The 17,604-nt window shown below is 68.4% G+C and carries 20 protein-coding genes and 2 pseudogenes; 14 read left to right on the forward strand and 8 right to left on the reverse strand.

All coding sequences use genetic code 11. The features are described 5' to 3' along the window. The first annotated feature begins 3 nt into the window (after positions 1–3). Together FV230_RS04815 and FV230_RS04820 are read left to right on the forward strand one after the other, a co-directional pair. Positions 4–990: a 2-hydroxyacid dehydrogenase gene (locus tag FV230_RS04815; protein WP_147841472.1), complete on the forward strand. Its 987-nt coding sequence runs from the start codon at positions 4–6 to the stop codon at positions 988–990. 26 nt (positions 991–1,016) lie between these two features. Beyond that, a pseudogene (locus tag FV230_RS04820) lies at positions 1,017–1,385 on the forward strand (hypothetical protein); the annotation flags it as partial. A gap of 93 nt (positions 1,386–1,478) precedes the next feature. Here the strand turns inward: FV230_RS04820 and FV230_RS04825 are convergent. From FV230_RS04825 to FV230_RS04855, 7 genes are all read right to left on the reverse strand, one after another. Beyond that, on the reverse strand, positions 1,479–1,907 hold the full coding sequence (locus FV230_RS04825; protein WP_147841473.1) for a heme-binding protein: 429 nt from the start codon (positions 1,905–1,907) through the stop codon (positions 1,479–1,481). Next, positions 1,904–2,614, reverse strand: a complete 711-nt coding sequence (locus FV230_RS04830; protein ID WP_147841474.1) for a hypothetical protein — start codon at positions 2,612–2,614, stop codon at positions 1,904–1,906. The genes FV230_RS04825 and FV230_RS04830 overlap by 4 nt, the downstream gene beginning before the upstream one ends. 72 nt (positions 2,615–2,686) lie before the next feature. After that, complete coding sequence (locus FV230_RS04835) at positions 2,687–3,334, reverse strand: BON domain-containing protein (protein ID WP_147841475.1); 648 nt, start codon at positions 3,332–3,334, stop codon at positions 2,687–2,689. Positions 3,335–3,942: 608 nt separating this feature from the next. After that, entirely contained in the window at positions 3,943–4,680 is a 738-nt protein-coding gene (locus FV230_RS04840; protein ID WP_147841476.1) for a cyclic nucleotide-binding domain-containing protein, read from the reverse strand. Between the two features lie 57 nt (positions 4,681–4,737). Continuing rightward, positions 4,738–4,956 (reverse strand): hypothetical protein, encoded by a 219-nt coding sequence (locus tag FV230_RS04845; RefSeq protein WP_147841477.1) that lies wholly within the window; start codon positions 4,954–4,956, stop codon positions 4,738–4,740. Positions 4,957–5,096: 140 nt separating this feature from the next. Continuing rightward, positions 5,097–6,194, reverse strand: coding sequence for a sensor histidine kinase (locus FV230_RS04850; protein ID WP_187275386.1), 1,098 nt, complete (start codon positions 6,192–6,194; stop codon positions 5,097–5,099). A 73-nt stretch (positions 6,195–6,267) separates the two neighbouring features. Continuing rightward, positions 6,268–6,942, reverse strand: coding sequence for an OsmC family protein (locus FV230_RS04855; protein WP_246694739.1), 675 nt, complete (start codon positions 6,940–6,942; stop codon positions 6,268–6,270). Positions 6,943–6,986: 44 nt separating this feature from the next. Here FV230_RS04855 and FV230_RS04860 point away from each other — a divergent pair, with 44 nt between their 5' ends. The 6 genes from FV230_RS04860 to FV230_RS04885 all read left to right on the forward strand — a co-directional run bounded on the left by FV230_RS04860 (position 6,987) and on the right by FV230_RS04885 (position 11,306). After that, positions 6,987–7,916, forward strand: a complete 930-nt coding sequence (locus tag FV230_RS04860) for a LysR family transcriptional regulator (RefSeq protein ID WP_147841479.1) — start codon at positions 6,987–6,989, stop codon at positions 7,914–7,916. Positions 7,917–8,141: 225 nt separating this feature from the next. Further along, complete coding sequence (locus FV230_RS04865) at positions 8,142–8,915, forward strand: PRC-barrel domain-containing protein (RefSeq protein ID WP_187275387.1); 774 nt, start codon at positions 8,142–8,144, stop codon at positions 8,913–8,915. Between the two features lie 62 nt (positions 8,916–8,977). After that, on the forward strand, positions 8,978–9,547 hold the full coding sequence (locus FV230_RS04870; RefSeq protein WP_147841481.1) for a hypothetical protein: 570 nt from the start codon (positions 8,978–8,980) through the stop codon (positions 9,545–9,547). A 51-nt stretch (positions 9,548–9,598) separates the two neighbouring features. Further along, positions 9,599–9,838 (forward strand): hypothetical protein, encoded by a 240-nt coding sequence (locus FV230_RS04875; RefSeq protein WP_147841482.1) that lies wholly within the window; start codon positions 9,599–9,601, stop codon positions 9,836–9,838. A 550-nt stretch (positions 9,839–10,388) separates the two neighbouring features. Further along, entirely contained in the window at positions 10,389–10,610 is a 222-nt protein-coding gene (locus tag FV230_RS04880; protein WP_147841483.1) for a hypothetical protein, read from the forward strand. 6 nt (positions 10,611–10,616) lie between these two features. Next, on the forward strand, positions 10,617–11,306 hold the full coding sequence (locus FV230_RS04885) for an MFS transporter (RefSeq protein WP_147841484.1): 690 nt from the start codon (positions 10,617–10,619) through the stop codon (positions 11,304–11,306). 122 nt (positions 11,307–11,428) lie between these two features. Here the strand turns inward: FV230_RS04885 and FV230_RS04890 are convergent, their stop codons facing one another. Continuing rightward, the gene (locus tag FV230_RS04890; protein ID WP_187275388.1) at positions 11,429–11,797 is read right to left on the reverse strand and encodes a transposase; all 369 of its coding nucleotides are present in this window, start codon (positions 11,795–11,797) and stop codon (positions 11,429–11,431) included. Positions 11,798–12,063: 266 nt separating this feature from the next. On the opposite strand from FV230_RS04890, the gene FV230_RS04895 reads away from it, so the two are divergent. The 6 genes and pseudogenes from FV230_RS04895 to FV230_RS30540 form a co-directional block, all read left to right on the forward strand. Next, positions 12,064–13,290: a transporter substrate-binding protein gene (locus tag FV230_RS04895; protein ID WP_147728917.1), complete on the forward strand. Its 1,227-nt coding sequence runs from the start codon at positions 12,064–12,066 to the stop codon at positions 13,288–13,290. Between the two features lie 13 nt (positions 13,291–13,303). After that, positions 13,304–14,941 carry an urea ABC transporter permease subunit UrtB gene (gene urtB, locus FV230_RS04900; protein WP_246694740.1) on the forward strand — a complete coding sequence of 546 codons (1,638 nt, stop codon included), beginning with the start codon at positions 13,304–13,306 and terminating at the stop codon, positions 14,939–14,941. Further along, positions 14,938–16,053 carry an urea ABC transporter permease subunit UrtC gene (gene urtC / locus FV230_RS04905; protein ID WP_147841486.1) on the forward strand — a complete coding sequence of 372 codons (1,116 nt, stop codon included), beginning with the start codon at positions 14,938–14,940 and terminating at the stop codon, positions 16,051–16,053. The genes urtB and urtC overlap by 4 nt, the downstream gene beginning before the upstream one ends. Then, a complete protein-coding gene (locus FV230_RS04910) occupies positions 16,050–16,760 on the forward strand; it encodes an ATP-binding cassette domain-containing protein (protein WP_147841487.1) in 711 nt (236 codons plus the stop codon). The genes urtC and FV230_RS04910 overlap by 4 nt, the downstream gene beginning before the upstream one ends. Then, positions 16,757–17,473, forward strand: coding sequence for an ATP-binding cassette domain-containing protein (locus FV230_RS04915; RefSeq protein WP_243937433.1), 717 nt, complete (start codon positions 16,757–16,759; stop codon positions 17,471–17,473). Before FV230_RS04910 ends, FV230_RS04915 begins: the two co-directional genes overlap by 4 nt. A gap of 14 nt (positions 17,474–17,487) precedes the next feature. Continuing rightward, a pseudogene (locus tag FV230_RS30540) lies at positions 17,488–17,604 on the forward strand (amidase); the annotation flags it as partial.

Raw genomic sequence — 17,604 nt, forward strand, 5'->3', positions numbered from 1 at the left:
CACATGGATGTCGCGGTCTTCAGCACCAAGCCGTACGACCAGCGCTTCCTCGACGCGGCGGTCGCGGGCCGCCACGCCCTGACCTACATCGATGCGCGGCTCGACCGGACCACGGCGGTCCTCGCCGGCAAGGCCCAGGTCGTCTGTGCGTTCGTCAACGACGCGGTCGACACCGCCGCCCTCAATGTGTTCGCGCAACTCGGTGTGCGCCTCGTCGTCCTGCGGTCCGCAGGGTTCAACAACGTCGACCTCGCCGCCGCCAAGCATCACGGCATCCGCGTCGCCCGGGTCCCGGCCTACTCCCCCGAGGCCGTTTCCGAGCACGCCGTGGCGCTGATGCTGTCCCTCGACCGGCACATCCACCGCGCCTACGCCCGGGTCCGGGACGGCAACTTCGCTCTCGATGGCCTGCTCGGGTTCAACCTGTATGGCCGCACAGTGGGAATCGTGGGAACCGGCCGGATCGGCCAGGGCGTCGCCAGGATCATGCTGGGCTTCGGCTGCAAGGTCCTGGGATACGACGTCGAGCCGAGCCCGGCCTGCGAGGCCATGGGCGTCGTCTACCGCCCGCTCCAGGACCTGCTCGCCACCTCGGACATCATCTCCCTGCACTGCCCCCTGACGCCCGAGACGCACCATCTCATCGATGCGGCCGCCATCGGCGTGATGAAGCGCGGCGTGATGCTGATCAACACCAGCCGCGGCGCCATCATCGATACCAAGGCCGTCGTTGCCGGCCTGAACGAGGGTCGGATCGGACACCTCGGCCTCGACGTCTACGAGGAGGAGGAAGAGCTTTTCTTCGAGGACAAGTCCGACGCGGTGATCCGGGACGACGTCTTCGAGCGCCTGCTGATGTTCTCGAACGTGCTCGTCACTGGGCATCAGGGCTTCTTCACGGTCGAGGCGATGACGGCCATCGCCGAGACGACCGTCGCCAACATCGACGCGTTCGAACGGACGGGACGACCGGTCCACGAGGTCCTCTGACCCCGCGGGGGCGCGTACCCTCACCGATGGAGAACACCACGCTGCCCCACGTCACCCTGACATTCGCCCGCGGACCGGATTTTCCCAGTGGAAGCGTCGACCGCCGCTACGAGATCGACGCGCCCCTCGACGCCAGGGGAGAGCTCGATCCGGTGCTCTGGCGCAAGATGCGGGACTTTTGCCGCGTCCGCCGGTTCTGGCTCGGGGAGCCGTACCGCGACGGGCGCCTGATCCACCGGCAGGGTGGCTTCGGTGGGGGCAAGTGGCTGATCGACCACGACGACAGGACGACGGATGACGACGAGCCTGGCTACCGGCTGGGCAGCCACCGTTTCGTGGAGGGCGAGTATGTCTCGATCAGCGAAGACGATACGATGCGGACCTTCGGGGTCGCAACGTTCGTCGGTCTTGACGGTGGATCGGGAGCGGGTTCCGACGAGCATGGTCGCCCGCCTGCGTCGTCGAGGGTGCCATGGCCGGGGCCGGCGTCACCCGTAGGTGGCCGCCCCGACGGTCGCGCAGGCGCGATCCTGTTCCCGTGATGCCTCGCCGTAGACGCCTATGGCACCGATGAGGGTGCCATCCCGCCGAAGGGGAATGCCGCCGCGCTCGTGGAACGCCGCGGTTCCCTCGCCTTCGACGACGGAACAATAAAGGTCATCCCCGGGCGGCGGCATGATCTCGCTCGGCTCGCCCGAGATGGCCGAGGCCACGGCCTTCCCGATGGCCCCGCGGGCGCTCATGCAGCCAGCGCCGTCCATTTTCGAGAAGGCGACGAGACGGCCCTGTGGGCCACAGACCGCGACGCTCACGGTGATCCCGAGCCGGCAGGCCTCGGTGACGGCGCGCCGGACGATTGCGGTCGCCTCCTCCAGCGTCAGGTCGCGGTCGTCGACCATGGAAACGTGGGCATTCATGACCGGTCGTCCCGGGTCAGCATCCCGCGCCCGAGCGCCAGCAGCTGGCTGTCCGTCGCCGCCGAAAGGTCGATGGTCGCAGTCGCCACCACGCGTCCCTGTATCGCGTGGTGATGCTCTCGCAGGCGCTCCGAGAGGACGGCCATCGCGCTGGCCTTGCCGGTCCCGTGGCCGACGATGGCGACGCGTGGCGCTCGTGCGACGGCCTCGGCGATGCGGTCGTAGTAGCCGAGGTCCTCGGGCGCGCGCTGGCCGCGATGGTTGGCCTCCTTTTGGGAGAGATGGTGGATGTAGCCCTTCGGGTCGTAGGGCCGTAGCGTCGTCTCGGTCTCGCCGCCCGCGGTCTCGGGATCGAGGCGATAGATCCGCGCCTCGTGGTGGTCGACGACGATGAGGGCATCGCTCTTCACCGGGGTTGGCGAGGCCTCAAGGATCTCGGTGGAGTAGGGCGACAGCCCGGCATCCTGCATCAGGTGGCGCAGACGCTCGACCTCGCGCGGTTCCATGTCCTTGTCCCGCGGACGGAGGAAGGTCGCGGTCCGGCCGGCCAGGGTGAAGCCCCACGTGTCGTCGCGCTTCTCCTCGGTGCTGCCGATCCTCCCAATGAAGGCCACCACCTCCCGCCATTCCAGGTTGTTGCTGGCAGGGTGGTGGAAGATCCGGCCGAGGAGGGTCCGGTCGTGACCGTGTATCCGGGCATTGATCATCGGATGGGGTTCCTGACGGACTCCGCACCGGGCGACCTGCCCGGTGCGGTGACGGTGGGGGTCGCAGTTCGCTCAGACGACGCGGATGTCGTTGTCGACCGTCGTCGCGCCGGGCGCGCCCCAGGCCGTCCATCCGGCCAACTGTCGGTCGTACCAAGTGTGGACCGTGCCGCCGAGGTGGACGACACCGCCGTGGGCGGTGACGCTGATGGTCTTCGGGTCGTACCAGCTCCGATGAAGCGCCTTGGTGATGTCCGCGCTGATGTCGGTCGCGTTCGGATGCGGGTTGATCGTGATCAGGTTCGTAATGCCGACCACGCCGAGCATCCCGCGGATGTCATGCTCCGCGGCCGCCTTCTGGTACTGCCACTCGACCCTGCCGGTGAGCGTGACCCAACCCTTCTCGACCTTCACCTTCACCGCCTCGTCCGGAACGGAGACGTTCCAATCGAGCCGCTGCACGAGGGCGGCGGCGATCTGGTCGTCGCTTTTCCTGGCCTCGAACGGAAGGCGGACCTCGATCTCCTCGGCGACGGCGCGGACGCCCTTGACGCGTCCGGCGGCCTTCTCGGCGGCGTGCTTCTCCATGTAGTTCTGCACGTGGCCGGTCAGGGTCACGACACCGTCCTTGGCGGTCACGCCGATATGGGCGGCGGTCACGCTCGGCTCCCAGCTGAGCTCGGCGAGGACGTTCGTCTGAAGCGTCTTGTCGATGGTCATGATCTGTTTCCTGGATCGTGGAGGATGCGGACCGTCTCCGGCGATGCCTGGCGAGGCCGGGGCGGAAGGGCGCGTGGCCCGTCGGCTTGGGAACCGCCGCTGGGGAGGGCCGGCGGCAGGACGGTTCCGTCGGTGCCCATGGGACGGACCCTAGTCGCCGGTCCCATGGGGTCCTTGATCCAGCGCAAAGTCCGACGGTGCCGATACGCGCATGCTGGCCATGACGTCGGGGTGGCCAAGACACTCGCCCCGGAAAGGACGGACGACGACAGGATCGATCAGGATCGCGTACGCCGCCTTCGGGGCGCTTCTCGTCGGGACGACGGTCCAGGCGGCGCACGCAGAGGAAACCCGCGCCCTGTCCGACGGCCCGAACATGCCGCGATCCGAGGAGGTGGTGCCGAGCGACATCCGCCCGCAGGATCCACTCGCCACCGGAACGAATCTGAGACCCGATGCGCCGGTATTGAAGCCTCGGTGGTATGACCTCAGGCGGCCGCCTGTCCGCCCCCCCCCGGACCTCTGACGGCATCGCTGCCGAGGCGCGGACGATTGGGAGGACGGCAGGCACCCGACTCACTCCCGGTCGTTCGCCCGTGGGCCCAGGCTCAGTGCGCCGACATCCGGGCGAGGCGCGCCTGGTCAAGGAGGCGCACGCCCCCGGGGACGATCAGGAGGCAGCCGTCCCGGTCGAGGCGCGACAGGGTCCGGCTCACCGTCTCGATGGTCAGGCCGAGGTGGTCGGCGATGTCCAGGCGTCCCATCGGCAGTTCGAGGGTGACCGCGGATAGCCCGATCCGGACGTAGCGTTCCTGGAGCCCCACCAGGAACGCACCGATCTTCTCCTCCGCGGTACGCCGCCCGAGAAGCATCATCATGTCCTTGGCCCGGGACAGTTCCTGTCCGGTGATCTCGTGCAGGTGCATCATCAGGCCGGGATGTCCGCAGATCAGGTCCTTGAACGCCAGCCGTTCGAACCGGCAAGCGGTGACCGAACCGAGTGCGTCCGCGGAGACGGCGAACCGGTCGAGCAGGGAAAGCCCGAGGAAGTCGCCCGGGAACGCGAAGCCGGTGACCTGCCGGCGCCCGTCCGGGAGGATGCGGTACAGGCGCAGCGCCCCCGAGGTGACGTTGAAGACCGAGCAAGCGGGCTCGTCCTGTCCGTACAGGGTCTCTCCGTGCGCGAGCGAAACGCGTCGGCTCAACGGCTCCAGGACATCGCGTTCCACCAGCGGCAGGGCCGCCGAGAGGCTGATGAGGCGGGCCTTTCCGACCCCGTTGCGAAGGAGCGAATTCGGGATGGGCCGGTAGGGTGCGGGAATGACCGTAAGTGGATGGATCGACATGGCTCTGTCCTTCCGGTTCGGTAAGGCTTCGTCGAACGGCCAGGGAGATACGTCGGGTCAGCGACCGCGCCAGCGTTCGGTCGCACGGACGCGCTCCGCATGCCGGGCGAGGTCGAGGAAGTGGTTCCGGGCACCCTCGTCGAGCTTGAAGGCGCGCTGGAGGGCGCCGGCGGCCAATCGGACCGTGACGTCGTCCCAGGCACGACTGTCTTCCGCTCCGTCACGCACGGTCGTGACCGACTTGGCTAGAACGGAAAAGGCGTTGGCTCTGAACATTGTGACCTTTCGGAGCGGGCAATCCAGGTCGGTCTACGCCTAAGTATAACGTGCATGCGGCGTCAGGGTGCGGAACCAAAAGCGCCGACCGGAGACGCAGTTTTGCTTGCATCCCGAGACCAAGGATCTGTGTCCGCCACTCAATCGAACCGCAGGATCTCGCTCAGGATCGCCGTGGCCGAAAAGAGGATGCCGGCCGGGCGGTAATCGATCTCGGCGGTCCCGCCGATCTCGACCGCCAGGGCGCGTTCGATCATACGAGACCCGAAGCCCGCCCTGGTCGGCGGGGCAACGGCCGGTCCCCCCGCCTCCTCCCAGGTGAAACGCAGCCGTTCCAAGCCGTCGACCTCGAGGATGTCCCACGTCAGCAGGACGCTTCCGGCCGCCGTGGACAAGGCTCCGTATTTGACGGCGTTGGTGGCGAGTTCATGGAGGGCCATGGCGAAGGCCAGCGCGACCCGCGAGGCGAACTGGACGCTGGGCCCCCGGCACGTGAAGCGCCCCTCCTGGTCTGTCCCGAATGGGCGCAGCGCGACGCCGACGACCTCGCCCAGGGTCGCCCCCTCCCAGGTGTCGCGGATGAGCACGTCGTGCGCGGCCGACAACGCCAGGATGCGGGCGTCGAGGATGGTCTCGGCCTCTTCCAGGGAGGCGGACCTGCGGAGGGTCTGGCGGACGATGGACTGCACCGTCGCGAGGGTGTTCTTGACCCGGTGGGCCAGTTCCTTCGCCAACAGGTCGCGGTGCGCCTCGACCCTCCTGCGGTCGGTGATGTCGAGCGAGATGCCGGCGATGGTCAGGGCCGTCCCGTCCATTCGGTAGGAGGCATGCCCGCGGGCGTGTATCCAATGGACCGCCCCGTCCGGGTAGGTGATCCGGAATTCGTGGTCGTACTGCGTGTCCCCGGCGATGGCCGCCGAGACCGCTCCCTGCATGCGTCCCCTGTCCTCCGCGTGGACACCCTCGATCCAGGCCTCGTAGGTGAAGGGTGCGAGGGGATCGCGTCCGAAGTTCGCCTTGCATCCCTCCGATGCGTCGAGCGACATCGTCGCGAGGTCGAGGGTCCAGGAACCGATGCGTCCGGCCTCCTGGGTGAAGCGGAGGCGCTCCTCGCTCAGGGCCAACGCGGCCGCATGCGCCTTCGCCTCCGTGGCAAGCCGATCGAGGATCACCACCCCGTGCACGTCCCGGTCGTGGAACACGGCGGGCGGCGAACCAAGGATCGGAGGCGGTTCCACTCTTGTCCGAGGTCTCGCGCGGCGCTGTCCCAACGCGGAAAGGAACGATGTGACGGTCATGTCCGGCCTCGTTTCAGGCGGCTGCGGCGGGTGCGAGCGCGATGTCGAGATGGACCGGGTTGTGAAGGGTGTTCGCCACTGCCGACCATAGAACCGTATGCCTGACGAGCGCCGCGAGTGCCTTTCGGGACGCATCGGCGTCCATCCTCACCGACACCCGGATGCTCTCGAAGCCGATGGTCCTCGGTTGCCGGTCGCCGCCGCCCCAGACCGAGGTCATGTGGATGTCGGCTTCGATGTCGAGTTCCAGCGAGCGGATCCGGATGCCCTGGGCGAGGGCGTTGGCGTGGATACCGATGGAAAGGCATGAGCCGAGGGCCGCGAGCAGGGCCTCGGAGGCGTTCGGGGCGGCGGCCTCGCCGAGCGGGCCCTCGGGCGCGTGCTCCGTCACCGGCTGCGGCGGCAGGTCCCGGATGTAATTGAGCTGGCTCAGCCTTCCTTGCGCGACAGTGTGGCAGCGCAGGGTCCGGACGGCGGTCGGGTCGGCCTTGCTCTGGTCGATCACCGTCTGGAGTTCGCGCTTGTCGATGGGTGTGGCGGCTCCAAGACCTGGTTTGACGGGTGGTGGTGCCATCGAATTCTCCAGGAAGGAAATAGTGGCCAGGAGAATTCTCAGATGGCGAAAATATTTCCTGCGTGGTGATTTCCTGCCATTCAGCATAGGCTCATCCGCGACGAAGTCGGCCACCAAAGCTGACGAGGAGGAATGCGAAAACGGATCGCGGGGAGCACATGCTGGACTGGGACGACCTGAGATTTTTTCTGACGCTCGTCCGGCACGGCAGCCTTTCAAGCGCCGCCAAGGTGCTCCACGTCTCGCAATCGACCGTGGGACGGCGCCTGAACTCGCTGGAGGCGACCCTTGCGGTGCGCCTGCTCAACCGGACCCCCGACGGCTACGTGCCGACGCTGGCCGGGAAGGAAGTCCGCGAGAAGGCCGAGCGTCTGGAAGCCGAGGCCTTGGCCCTTGAGCGGGATGTCACCGGCCGCGACAGCCGTCTGCGGGGGCTGGTGCGGGTGACCTGCGCCGAGACGATGGCTGCGCACCTGCTGGCACCGAGCTTCGCCGGCCTGCACGCCAGGCATCCCGACATCATGATCGAGCTGATCCCCAACCCGAGGGAACTCAGCCTGGCGATGCGCGAGGCGGACATCTCGGTCCGCATGCGGCAGCCCGAGCAGAACGACCTCGTGGTGCGGCGCATCGGCGGCATCGCCTTCGGCCTCTACGCCACGTCGGATTACATCAGGGAACGGGGCGACCTGAACTTCGCCGAGGGCTGCCCGGACCATCACCTGATCACGCAGATGGAGGACAGCCAGGAGATGACGCAGTCGGCTTGGCTGACCGAGATGGCCTCGATGTCCCGTGTCGTCCTGCAGACGAGCAGCCACGAGGCCGCCGTGCAGGCCGCTGCCAGCGGCGGCGGGCTGGCCTGCCTCGCCCGTTTCCGAGGGGACGACGAGCCCAGGCTGATCCGGATGGACGTGCCGACGGAACCGCCCAGCGCCGACATCCTCCTGCTGGTCCACAAGGACAATCGCGACACGCCGAGGATACGGACGGTGCTCACGCACATCACGGAAAGCCTCCAGGCGCTCGCCCAACTCCTCCAGCCACCGGGCGCGAACGAGGAGGACGTGCGGGCCGTCGGCGCCTGACAAGGCGCCTTCACCCACCGACGTGGGCCGGACTTGATCCAGAACAAAGTATCGAGGGGGCCGAAGGGGCAAACCCGGGGATGAACGGGGCGAGCAGTCTTTGGGCGCCCGACAACCCGGAACACGAACATGCAACGGCCAGCCAGATCCATCGCCCTCGGGGCGGTCGTTTCGCTCTCCCTGATGGCTCCGCTCCGGGCCGCCGAGGAGCCGAAGGCCGGACCCATGGCGGAGACGGATGCCAAGCCGGCGCAGGCCTGCCTCGACCACCTCAAGGCCTTCGACGCCCGGATGGAGAAAGACGGCTACTGGCTCGGCGGGTCGGGCTACGGATACGGCTATCCCCTCGGCGGATACTGGTTCGGCGGCTTGGCCGGGAACAACGGCATGGCGATGGGCGCCGCGTCCGCGATGATGGGGTACGCAAACGCCCGTCCCGGATACGAGGTCCGGGTGCTCCTCTCCGCCGCCGACATCCTGGCGCGCCACGGCAGGCAGCAGCCGTGCGAGGACGTGCTGGTCCAGATCCAGGCCAGCTACGACCGGTACAAGACCGGCATTCAGGGCCGGGACCTCCGGGTCGCGAACGCCCTGGGCTTCCGCGAGCAGGAGCTCTCGCTGGCGCGGCCGGTCGTGAGCCGGTCCGTCGCCTTCCGGTCGGACGACCTGCTCGGGAGCGAGGTGCGCACGCCGGCCAACGTGGCGCTCGGCAGCGTGGACGACATCGTCATGGGGCCCGAGGGCGGCGGGATCGCCTACCTCGTCGTCGCTCGCGGCGGCGTCTTCGGCCTCGGCGAACGCCACGTCGCGGTCCCGTGGGACCGGTTCAAGGTCTCGCCCAACCTGAACATCCTCGTCCTCGATACGACCAAGGACGCCATGGACCAGGCTCCGCGTATCGTCGAGGGCCGGTTCGTCAAGGCGGAGCCGTTCGCCCTGCAGACGGCGAAGGCGGATGCCTATTGGGGCGTCGCCTCCAAGACCCCGCAGGTCGATTGAGAACGCCCCCGTCGGCAGGCCCGCCCTGCCGTCTACACCCCACACCACGAATGGATCGCGACATGAGAACGACGACGGTACTGACTGCGACCTTCCTCGCCCTGACGACGATAACGACGGCGATGGCGCAAACGCCGATGGCACCTTCCACGGATGCCGCGGCGACGATGCGGGAGGCCGGGCGCGAGGCGAACGAGGCCGCCGATGCGGCCCGTGAGGCGGCCCGGCTCGCGATGCAGGCCTCGAAGGCGGCGGTGAAGGGTGCCCCGAAGCAATCCGCCGACATGATCGGGAAGCTCGTCACCGACGCCGCGGAGGCCGCCAACCGGGCCGAGACCAAGATCGCCGCGGCCAACAGGGCGGCGGGGGTCTCGGCGAACGCCTCGATGCGCAAGGCCGCCGATTCCGCGCAGAAGTCCGTGGAGGCGACGCAGGCGGCGGTGCGGAAATCACAGGATGCCGTCGCGGCCTCCATCAGCTCCAACATGGCGGCGATGCGTCGGGCGGCGTCCGGAGCGCGTGCGTCCATCGTTCGCGCGGCGACGGCCACCGCGAGCGCCGCCCGCGCCGCCCGCGAGGCGGCCAGGACGACCTGGGACCGCGACATGGCGCAGAGCCAGGTCCGCGGCTGACGAGGGCCGCACGCGGCTGATGGGCACCAATTCGGGGGAAGGACGATGGCGATGAGCAAGATGGCACGGATCTGCGAGGAAGCCGCGCACCAGCATGACCGGGCCGCCGCCCATTACCGGCATTCCGCCAGGCATCTTGCGAACGGCGAGCACGCCGCCGCCGCCAAGGAGCGGGACCTCGCCCTCGACCACTCGGAGAAGGCCCGGATCGGCGAGGTCGGGCTCCGACCCGATGACATCGTCTCCCACGAGCGCACGACGTCCGAGGCCGCCTGGCACTTCATGGGCTAAACGCCCAGGCCACCTTCGGATCCCACGCACCCCGACGAGGAAGCCCCGATGCCCCCGAGTGGCCCGACCCTGCTTTCCCGAACCCGTCACTGGCCCATCTCTCCTCAGGCCGATCGGAACCCGCTTTCGGAGCCGCAAGGCGTGCCAGACTACGGGCCCGGACATCCGCTAGCCGCAGCTTGGCAATAATCACACCGGGCTTCGGAGACTTGGCCATGCCATCCGTTCTGCAAGTCCAAGTGCCATACCATAGGGCGGACGCTTGAACCGGTTCGGATCACGCTCGGGCAGCGCCATACGCCAAACCAAGGCAACCTCCGGCGTCCTGCTCGGCCGTCAGCAGCAGGCAGCAGGCAATGGTGGGGAAGGGCGGACGAGGTCGTAAGCGCAGGATGCTTAAGCAGTCCTGAATGGCGATTCATCGTCGATGAAAGCCAAGACGTCGGTGCGGATCCGAATAGCTCGACTGACAATCGATTTGCTCGAATCAAGCAGCCATGCCTAAGCTTGACCGTCATCACTTGTCACTGCTTGCAGACGGTCGCCGCAAATGCCCGGCACCACGGACGTGCGCACCTTGATGTGCGGCGCACTCACGTCACTCCGCGAGGCAACACGGCGCGCAAAGGTCGACCGGCCGGCCGTGCTGCTACAGCGCCCGACGGAACGCTCGTTCGCACGCACCTGCGAGGTCAACGATCTCTTGATCGAGGGCACGGAGGCGGTGCTGAGCGAGAGCGGCCGCCTGCCGCCGTACCGGGACACGAGCTGAGAACCGTTGCGCCTCGATCCGAAGGGCCACGGCATCACGACGCTCCGACGTCATGACGCTCCAGCATCGCGGCGGATCGATGCGGCGCCTCACACGTGGAAGCCGGACGAAGACCGCCCGGTCCGCACCGTCTCCGCTCTCGGACATTCGGGTTCGACGGTCGCCGGGTTGGCGCTCCTGCCGCTCCCACTCGTTATCGCCATCGGCTCGCTGGTGCTCAACGGCCTCGCGGGCCGGATCGCGTCCAGCCCCCGCCTGATTGCAGGTCCCCTGGCCGTCGCGGCCGGGTTCCCTCTGCTTCTGCGTATCGGCGGACACAACGCCCACGGGTCGACGGTTCTGCCCGGCACCTTCGTCGCGGCACTCGGCATGGCCTATGCCGTGGCACCGCTCACGAGCGCGGCGGTCGGGTCCGTCGACGAACGCTACAGTAGCTTGGCCCAGGGGTTCAACACCGCCGTCGCCCGTGCGGGGGCTCGTGGCCACGAGCTCGATCGGAGGGATCCTCGCCGCCCGTGGCTCTGTGCTGGTCGATGCCTTCGTCGTCGCCGTCGTCGCGAACGTGGTCGCCTACATCGCTGCCGCTGCCGGTCTGATGCCAAAGCGCCCAAACGCCTGAATGCCGCGTCCCGGCCTAGTGCCGTCGGACCGCTCGATCAATTCAGCGCCGACGGCTTCACCCGAGCGGTGCTGTAAGCCGGTTCATGACGTCGCTCAACGCCGCCTGGATCATCTCGCGTTAGGATCACGTGGTGGCGCCCTTCACATTCCGACAGCCTCCGGACGTGACCGTCGACCGGCGTCGCCGCGGTGGTTCGTCAATTCGCTCCACGGACGAAGGCATAGCGACCGACGGAGGCGCCACCGCCGCGATGATGCACGGGCGCTGGTATACGATTGTCCGGCTTCGCGCCGGGCGCACGACGGGCATCGGACGCGTGAGTGGAGGCGGTGCGCAAGGCGCTGCGCAGGCGCAGGACCTCGTCGCGGAGCCTCGCGTTCTCGCGCTCGACTTGCCCCAGCCGCTCGACACCCTCCGGCGGCAGGCCGCCGAGCCGTCGGCGCCAGCGGTAGAACGTACCGATCGAGACGTGCGCGGCGGAGCAGATTTCCGCGATGGCGGTCCCGGCTGCGGCCTCCTTCAGGAGGAACGCCACTTCCTGGTCGGTATGCCGGGATCGACGCATGCGCAGCTTCCCTGTTCGGAGCCGTCCGGTCGCCGCGATGCAAGAGCAGTCCTCGCGGCGCGCTCGACGCCTTGGAATGCCGGATCTCTGCAAGAGCCGGACCGACGCCCAAACGGCAATTTTGACGTTTGGGCACGACCGCGCCCACAGGGCGGGCGCCATGCCGGCCATTTGCGCACGCCGCCGCCATGCCTGCAGTCACTTTGGTCTTCCGCGCACAGCCCCGCGCCCGGACAATCCGACAGCGAGGCAGGGGCATGGGTCCGATGGCAGAATTCACGAGACGGGGCTTGATCGGAACCGCCGCGGCGCTCGCCGCCCCAGCCCTGATTCGCCCAGCTTGGGCGGCAGAGACGGTCAAGCTCGGCTGCCTGTTCTCATCGTCTGGAACGATGGCCAACATCGAGGGGCGGCTCAACTATGTTGTCCGCATGGCCGCAGACCAGCTGAACGCCAAGGGCGGCGTCAACGGGCGCCAGGTCGAGGTCGTCACCTCGGATCCGGCCTCCGATTGGCCGCTCTACGCGCAGATCGGCCGGCAGATGCTGCAACAGGAGAAGGTCGCCGCCCTGTTTGGCTGCTGGACCTCGGTGTCGCGCAAATCCGTGCTGCCGGTGGTGGAGCAGAACGACGGCCTGCTGTTCTATCCGCTCCATTTCGAGGGCGAGGAGAACTCCAAGAACGTCGTCTACGTGAACTCGCCGCCGGCAAGTTCCGTGCTGCCGGCCGTGGATTACCTGATGGGGTCCGAGGGCGTGTCCGCCAAGCGCTTTTTCATGATCGGCTCGGACTACGTCTGGCCGCGGACCATCAACAAGATCCTGAAGGGATACTGGGCGTCCAAGGGCATCGCCGAGAGCGCGTGGCGCGAGGAGTACGTGCCGCTCGGCTTCTCGAACTTTCAGACGCTGGTGAACCAGATCCGCACGTTCGCCGCCCAGCCCGGCGGCCAGCCGATCGTCGTCCTCACTGTCGTCGGCTCCTCGATCCCGGACTTCCTACGCGAGTTCGCCAACCAAGGCATTCTCGCCACCGACGTGCCGATCCTCGGCCTCGACATGGTCGAGGCGGATCTGGAGGGCCTGGATACGACCAAGCTGGTCGGGCATCTCAATTGCTGGGCATACCTTCAGGCCGCCAAGGGTGAACGCAACGCGGCGTTCCTCTCGGATTGGGCGGCCTATGTGAAGGCCAAGAACGTGCCCTTCAGCGCCGACACGGTGATCGATCCGATGGTGTCGGCCTACGACAGCGTCCAGCTTTGGGCGCTGGCGGCCGCGAAGGCGAAGAGCTTCGCGGTGCCCGAGGTGCGCAAGGCCTTTGCGGGGCTCAGCTACGAGGGACCGTCCGGTTACACGCTGACCATGACAGGCGAGAACAACTACGTCTCGCGCGGGATCTTCATCGGCTCGGTCAACGAGAAGCGCGGCTTCGACGTCTTGTGGCAGTCGCCGGATGCCCCCAAGCCTGTGCCGTTCAGCCCGTATGGCTGAGTTGCCGCAACCGGTGTCGTTTCTCGTTCGCGGGGTGCGGGTCGCCCTCGCCTTGATCCTGATGGTGTCCGCTTCGATGGCGCAGGCCGCTGCGGACCCCATCGACCGCTCGGCCCTCGCCAGGGCCGTCTGCAGCGACGGAGCCGGCCTCGCTCGCGGCGCGGAAGATGTTGTCCGATCCGCCGCCACCGCCAGCGCCGACGACCTCGCGTTCTCCGGCTCCATCCTGCGGGCGCTGCTCGACCGACGCCTCGCCTGCGTCGGGGACACGTCGGTCCTGCTCGATCGCCCAGGGGGCAGCGAAGGCCGCGATGCCGCGACCGGCGCGACGCGGTCGGCCGCCGGCGCACACTCGCCGGTCCTCGGCCTGCGCCAACGCGGGCTCGTCGAGACAGGCGCTGGGGTCGTCGCGCTGCTCGCCGGCGCCAGCACTGCCCAGCGTTCGGCCGGACTCGCCACCCTGGAGCGACGGGCCGCAGCGGTGCCCGAGGCCGACACCATCCTGGAGCGCGCCCGCGCCGCCGAGACGGATGCGGTTCTACGCGCCGCGATCGTTCAGGCAATGCAGGCCGCCGCGCTGAACGCCCCCGAGCCCGCGCGCCGCCGGGCGGCCATCGGCGCCATCGCCGACGCCCCGTCGAGCGCCGCACGCTCCCGGCTCGCGAGTTTGCGGACCGATCCGGCCTATGCCGCGGATCCGGCGTTCAAAGCCGCGCTCGATGCGGGGATCGCGCGGGTCGAACGCGCGGTCACCATCGGCGACGGACTCGCGCTCTCCTACAACGCCCTGAGCTTTGCCAGCATCCTGTTTATGGCAGCGGTCGGCCTCGCGATCATCTTCGGGCTGATGGGGGTGATCAACCTCGCCCAGGGCGAGCTCATCATGGTCGGCGCCTATGCCGCCTACGGCGTGCAGGAGGCCTTTCGGATGGTCGCGCCGGGTCTGATCGACCTCTACCTCGTCGCGGCGATTCCCGTCGCGTTCCTGGCATCGGCCGGCGTCGGCATCGTCGTCGAGGCCTTGATCCTACGCCACCTCTACCGAAGGCCGCTGATGAGCCTGCTCGCCACATGGGCGGTGAGCCTGTTCCTGATCAATCTTGTGCGCGTCGTCTTCGGCTCGCAGAACCTACAATTCGGCATGCCGTCCTACGTCAGCGGCGGTGTCCCGCTCTACGCCGACTTCATCGTCACCTGGAACCGGCTCTTCGCCATCGCCTTCGCCGCGGTGACGCTCGCCGCGACGCTGCTGATCCTCAAGCGCACGCCGCTCGGCCTCGACATCCGCGCGGTGACGCAGAACCGCGACATGGCCGGCGCGCTCGGCATTAGGACCCGACGGGTCGACCGCCTCGCCTTCGGTTTCGGCTCAGGGCTCGCTGGGCTCGCGGGAGTGGCCCTATGCCCGATCTACAGCGTCAATCCGGGCATGGGCGCGACCTTCATCGTCGACAGCTTCATGGTGGTGGTCCTGGGCGGCGTCGGCACCGTGGTCGGGACGGTGGTGGCGGCGCTCGGCATCGGCGGGGCCAACGTGCTGATCGAGCCGTTCTACGGGGCGGTCGCGGCCAAGGTGATCGTGCTCGTCGGCATCATCGTGTTCCTCCAACGACGCCCCGAAGGCCTATTCGTTGCGAGGCGTCGGCGATGAGCGGGGCAGCCGAGAGCCTGCCGTCCCCGGTCAATGCACGTCCGCGTCGGCCGGCCGCGTGGCTTCACGAACCGCTCCTCGTCGGCATCCTGCTGCTAATCCTGGCTGCTTGTTTGGTGCTCGTCGGGCTGAAGCCCGCCCCCTACGTCGTCAACACGATCGGGCAACTCGCCGTCTTCGCGATCCTCGCCGTGTCGCTCGACCTCATCTGGGGCTACCTTGGAATCCTCAGCCTCGGTCACGGGCTGTTCTTCGCCATCGGCGGCTACGTCTGCGCCATGCACCTGTTGTCGCACGCGTTCTCCGCGACGGGGGTCGCGCCGGACTTCGTGCAGTTCATGGGCTGGAAGACGCTGCCGGCCTACTGGGCCGGGCTCACCAACGCGCCCTACGCCCTGTTCCTGGCGATGGCGCTGTCGGGGGCCGTCGCCTTCGTCTTCGGCTTCGCCTCGTTCCGCTCGCGGGTGAACGGCGTCTACTTCTCGATCATCAGCCAGGCACTCGTCTACGTCGCCATGTTGCTGATGTTCCGCAACGATACCGGGCTTGGCGGCAACAACGGCATGACCGGCTTCCCGCTGCTGTTCGGATATCCGATGGGCTCGGCGGCCGTGACGACGGGCCTCGCCCTAGCCTCGCTCGGCGCGCTGGCGGCGGTTCTCGTCGGCACCCGCGCGCTGGTGGCGGGGCGGATCGGGCGACGCATGCTGGCGTGCCGCGACGACGAGACCCGGCTGCGCACCCTCGGCTACGGCACGACACGGCTGAAGCTCGGGATCTGGTGCCTCTCGGCGATGATCGCGGCGCTGGCCGGCGTGCTCTACGTGCCGCAGGTCGGCATCATCAACCCGCGGGTGCTCGCCCCCGACCTGTCGATCGAGATCGCGGTCTGGGTGGCGATCGGCGGGATGGGCCGTCTCGGCGGTGCGGTGATCGGCGCGGTTGCAGTCAACGCGCTCAAGTTCTGGCTCAGTGCGGCGATGCCGGAGGCGTGGCCCTTCATCCTGTCGGGGCTGGTGCTCGTGGTGGTGCTGGCATTGCCGAACGGCCTGCTCGACTTCGCCTCCCTCCGCACCAAGCCGACATGGCTGCGCAACGGAGGGGGCCGGTGAGCGCCCTTCTGGTCGACAAGCTCGATGTGGTCTTCGGCCGCTTCCGGGCGCTGACCGCGCTATCGCTCGCCGTCGATGCCGGCGAGGTCCGCGCCGTCATCGGCCCGAACGGGGCCGGCAAGACCACGCTCCTCGACGTGATCTCCGGAATCACCAAGCCCCTCCGCGGCCGGGTGATGCTCGGCGACAGCCTGGACCTCGCCAGGTGCTCCGAGGCTGGGATCGCCAAGGCAGGCGTGCGGCGCAAGTTCCAGAAGCCGAGCGTCTTCCCGGCGCTGACGGTGTACGAAAACCTCGACATCGGCTGCGGCGCTGGGCTCCCGGCATCGGAGCGCGCCGCGCGCATCGGGGCGGTGCTCGGCGAGATCGGCCTCGAACCCCGCGCGCACGCACTCGCCGGGGCACTTGCCCACGGCGAGAAGCAGTGGCTGGAAATCGGCATGGTGCTGGGTTCGAACCCCAGGATCATCCTGCTCGACGAGCCGGTGGCGGGGCTCTCGGACGCGGAGACCGAGCGCACCGCCGCGCTGATCCGCGCGCTGCGAAGGCCCGACCGGGCCATCGTGGTGATCGAGCACGACATGGCCTTCGTCGAGGCCATCGCGGACCGGGTGACGGTGCTGCACGAGGGCCGCACCCTCTACGAGGGCGGGATGCGCGGCGCTCGGGCAGATGCCCGCGTGATCGAGGTGTTTCTAGGCCGATGAGCATGCCCGAAGCACCGCCGATGCGGCTCACGGTCGAGGGGCTCGACCAGCATTACGGCAGCGCGCAGGTGCTGCGCGGCGTCGCGCTCACGATCGAACCGGGCAGCTGCCTCGCAGTGCTCGGCCGCAACGGCGCGGGCAAGACCACGCTGCTGCGGTGTCTGGCCGGGCTGATCCCGGCGAGCCGCGGGCGGATCGCCTTCGACGAAGACGAGATCGCATCTTGGCCGACCGATCGGCGCGCGCGGGGCGGGCTTGCGACGGTGCCTCAGGGCCGCGAGATCTTTTCGGATCTGACCGTCGCAGAGAACCTGCGCGTCGCCGCCCGCGCTCATGGGCTGGAGCGCACCGGGGCGGTGGACGAGGCGGCGGCGCTGTTTCCTGCGTTGCGCGAGCTTTGGCACCGGCCCGGGGGCAACCTCTCGGGCGGGCAGCAGCAGCAACTCGCCATCGCCCGCGCGCTGGCGACGCGCCCGCGGCTGCTGCTCCTCGACGAGCCGACCGAGGGCATCCAGCCCTCAATCGTCTCGGCGATCGAGGCAGTGATCGCCGGCCTCAAAGGTCGGATCACCGTGCTGCTCGTCGAGCAGTATCTCGATTTCGCGATCCGCCTCGCCGACTCCGTCGTGGTCCTCTCGCGCGGGGGCATCGTCGAGCGGAGCGAGCGCGGCGCGATCAGCCACGCCGACCTCACCCGCCACATCGCCGTCTGACATCAGGAGCGCACATGCCGACGCATCACGAGATCCCGGCCACCCCCGACAAGATGGTGCTCGGCTACTTCGACGCCGCGCTGCCGCCGGTGCTCGAGATCGCGTCCGGGGACACGGTCACCCTCCATTCC

Source organism: Methylobacterium sp. WL6 (assembly GCF_008040095.1).
GTDB lineage: Bacteria > Pseudomonadota > Alphaproteobacteria > Rhizobiales > Beijerinckiaceae > Methylobacterium.

Coding starts and splice junctions, on each gene's coding strand:
- FV230_RS04815 (WP_147841472.1), top strand. CDS start 4: ATGGATGTCGCGGTCTTCAGCACCAAGCCGTACGACCAGCGCTTCCTC.
- FV230_RS04825 (WP_147841473.1), bottom strand. CDS start 1,907: ATGAATGCCCACGTTTCCATGGTCGACGACCGCGACCTGACGCTGGAG.
- FV230_RS04830 (WP_147841474.1), bottom strand. CDS start 2,614: ATGATCAATGCCCGGATACACGGTCACGACCGGACCCTCCTCGGCCGG.
- FV230_RS04835 (WP_147841475.1), bottom strand. CDS start 3,334: ATGACCATCGACAAGACGCTTCAGACGAACGTCCTCGCCGAGCTCAGC.
- FV230_RS04840 (WP_147841476.1), bottom strand. CDS start 4,680: ATGTCGATCCATCCACTTACGGTCATTCCCGCACCCTACCGGCCCATC.
- FV230_RS04845 (WP_147841477.1), bottom strand. CDS start 4,956: ATGTTCAGAGCCAACGCCTTTTCCGTTCTAGCCAAGTCGGTCACGACC.
- FV230_RS04860 (WP_147841479.1), top strand. CDS start 6,987: ATGCTGGACTGGGACGACCTGAGATTTTTTCTGACGCTCGTCCGGCAC.
- FV230_RS04865 (WP_187275387.1), top strand. CDS start 8,142: ATGGCGGAGACGGATGCCAAGCCGGCGCAGGCCTGCCTCGACCACCTC.
- FV230_RS04870 (WP_147841481.1), top strand. CDS start 8,978: ATGAGAACGACGACGGTACTGACTGCGACCTTCCTCGCCCTGACGACG.
- FV230_RS04875 (WP_147841482.1), top strand. CDS start 9,599: ATGAGCAAGATGGCACGGATCTGCGAGGAAGCCGCGCACCAGCATGAC.
- FV230_RS04880 (WP_147841483.1), top strand. CDS start 10,389: ATGCCCGGCACCACGGACGTGCGCACCTTGATGTGCGGCGCACTCACG.
- FV230_RS04890 (WP_187275388.1), bottom strand. CDS start 11,797: ATGCGTCGATCCCGGCATACCGACCAGGAAGTGGCGTTCCTCCTGAAG.
- FV230_RS04895 (WP_147728917.1), top strand. CDS start 12,064: ATGGCAGAATTCACGAGACGGGGCTTGATCGGAACCGCCGCGGCGCTC.
- urtC (WP_147841486.1), top strand. CDS start 14,938: ATGAGCGGGGCAGCCGAGAGCCTGCCGTCCCCGGTCAATGCACGTCCG.
- FV230_RS04915 (WP_243937433.1), top strand. CDS start 16,757: ATGAGCATGCCCGAAGCACCGCCGATGCGGCTCACGGTCGAGGGGCTC.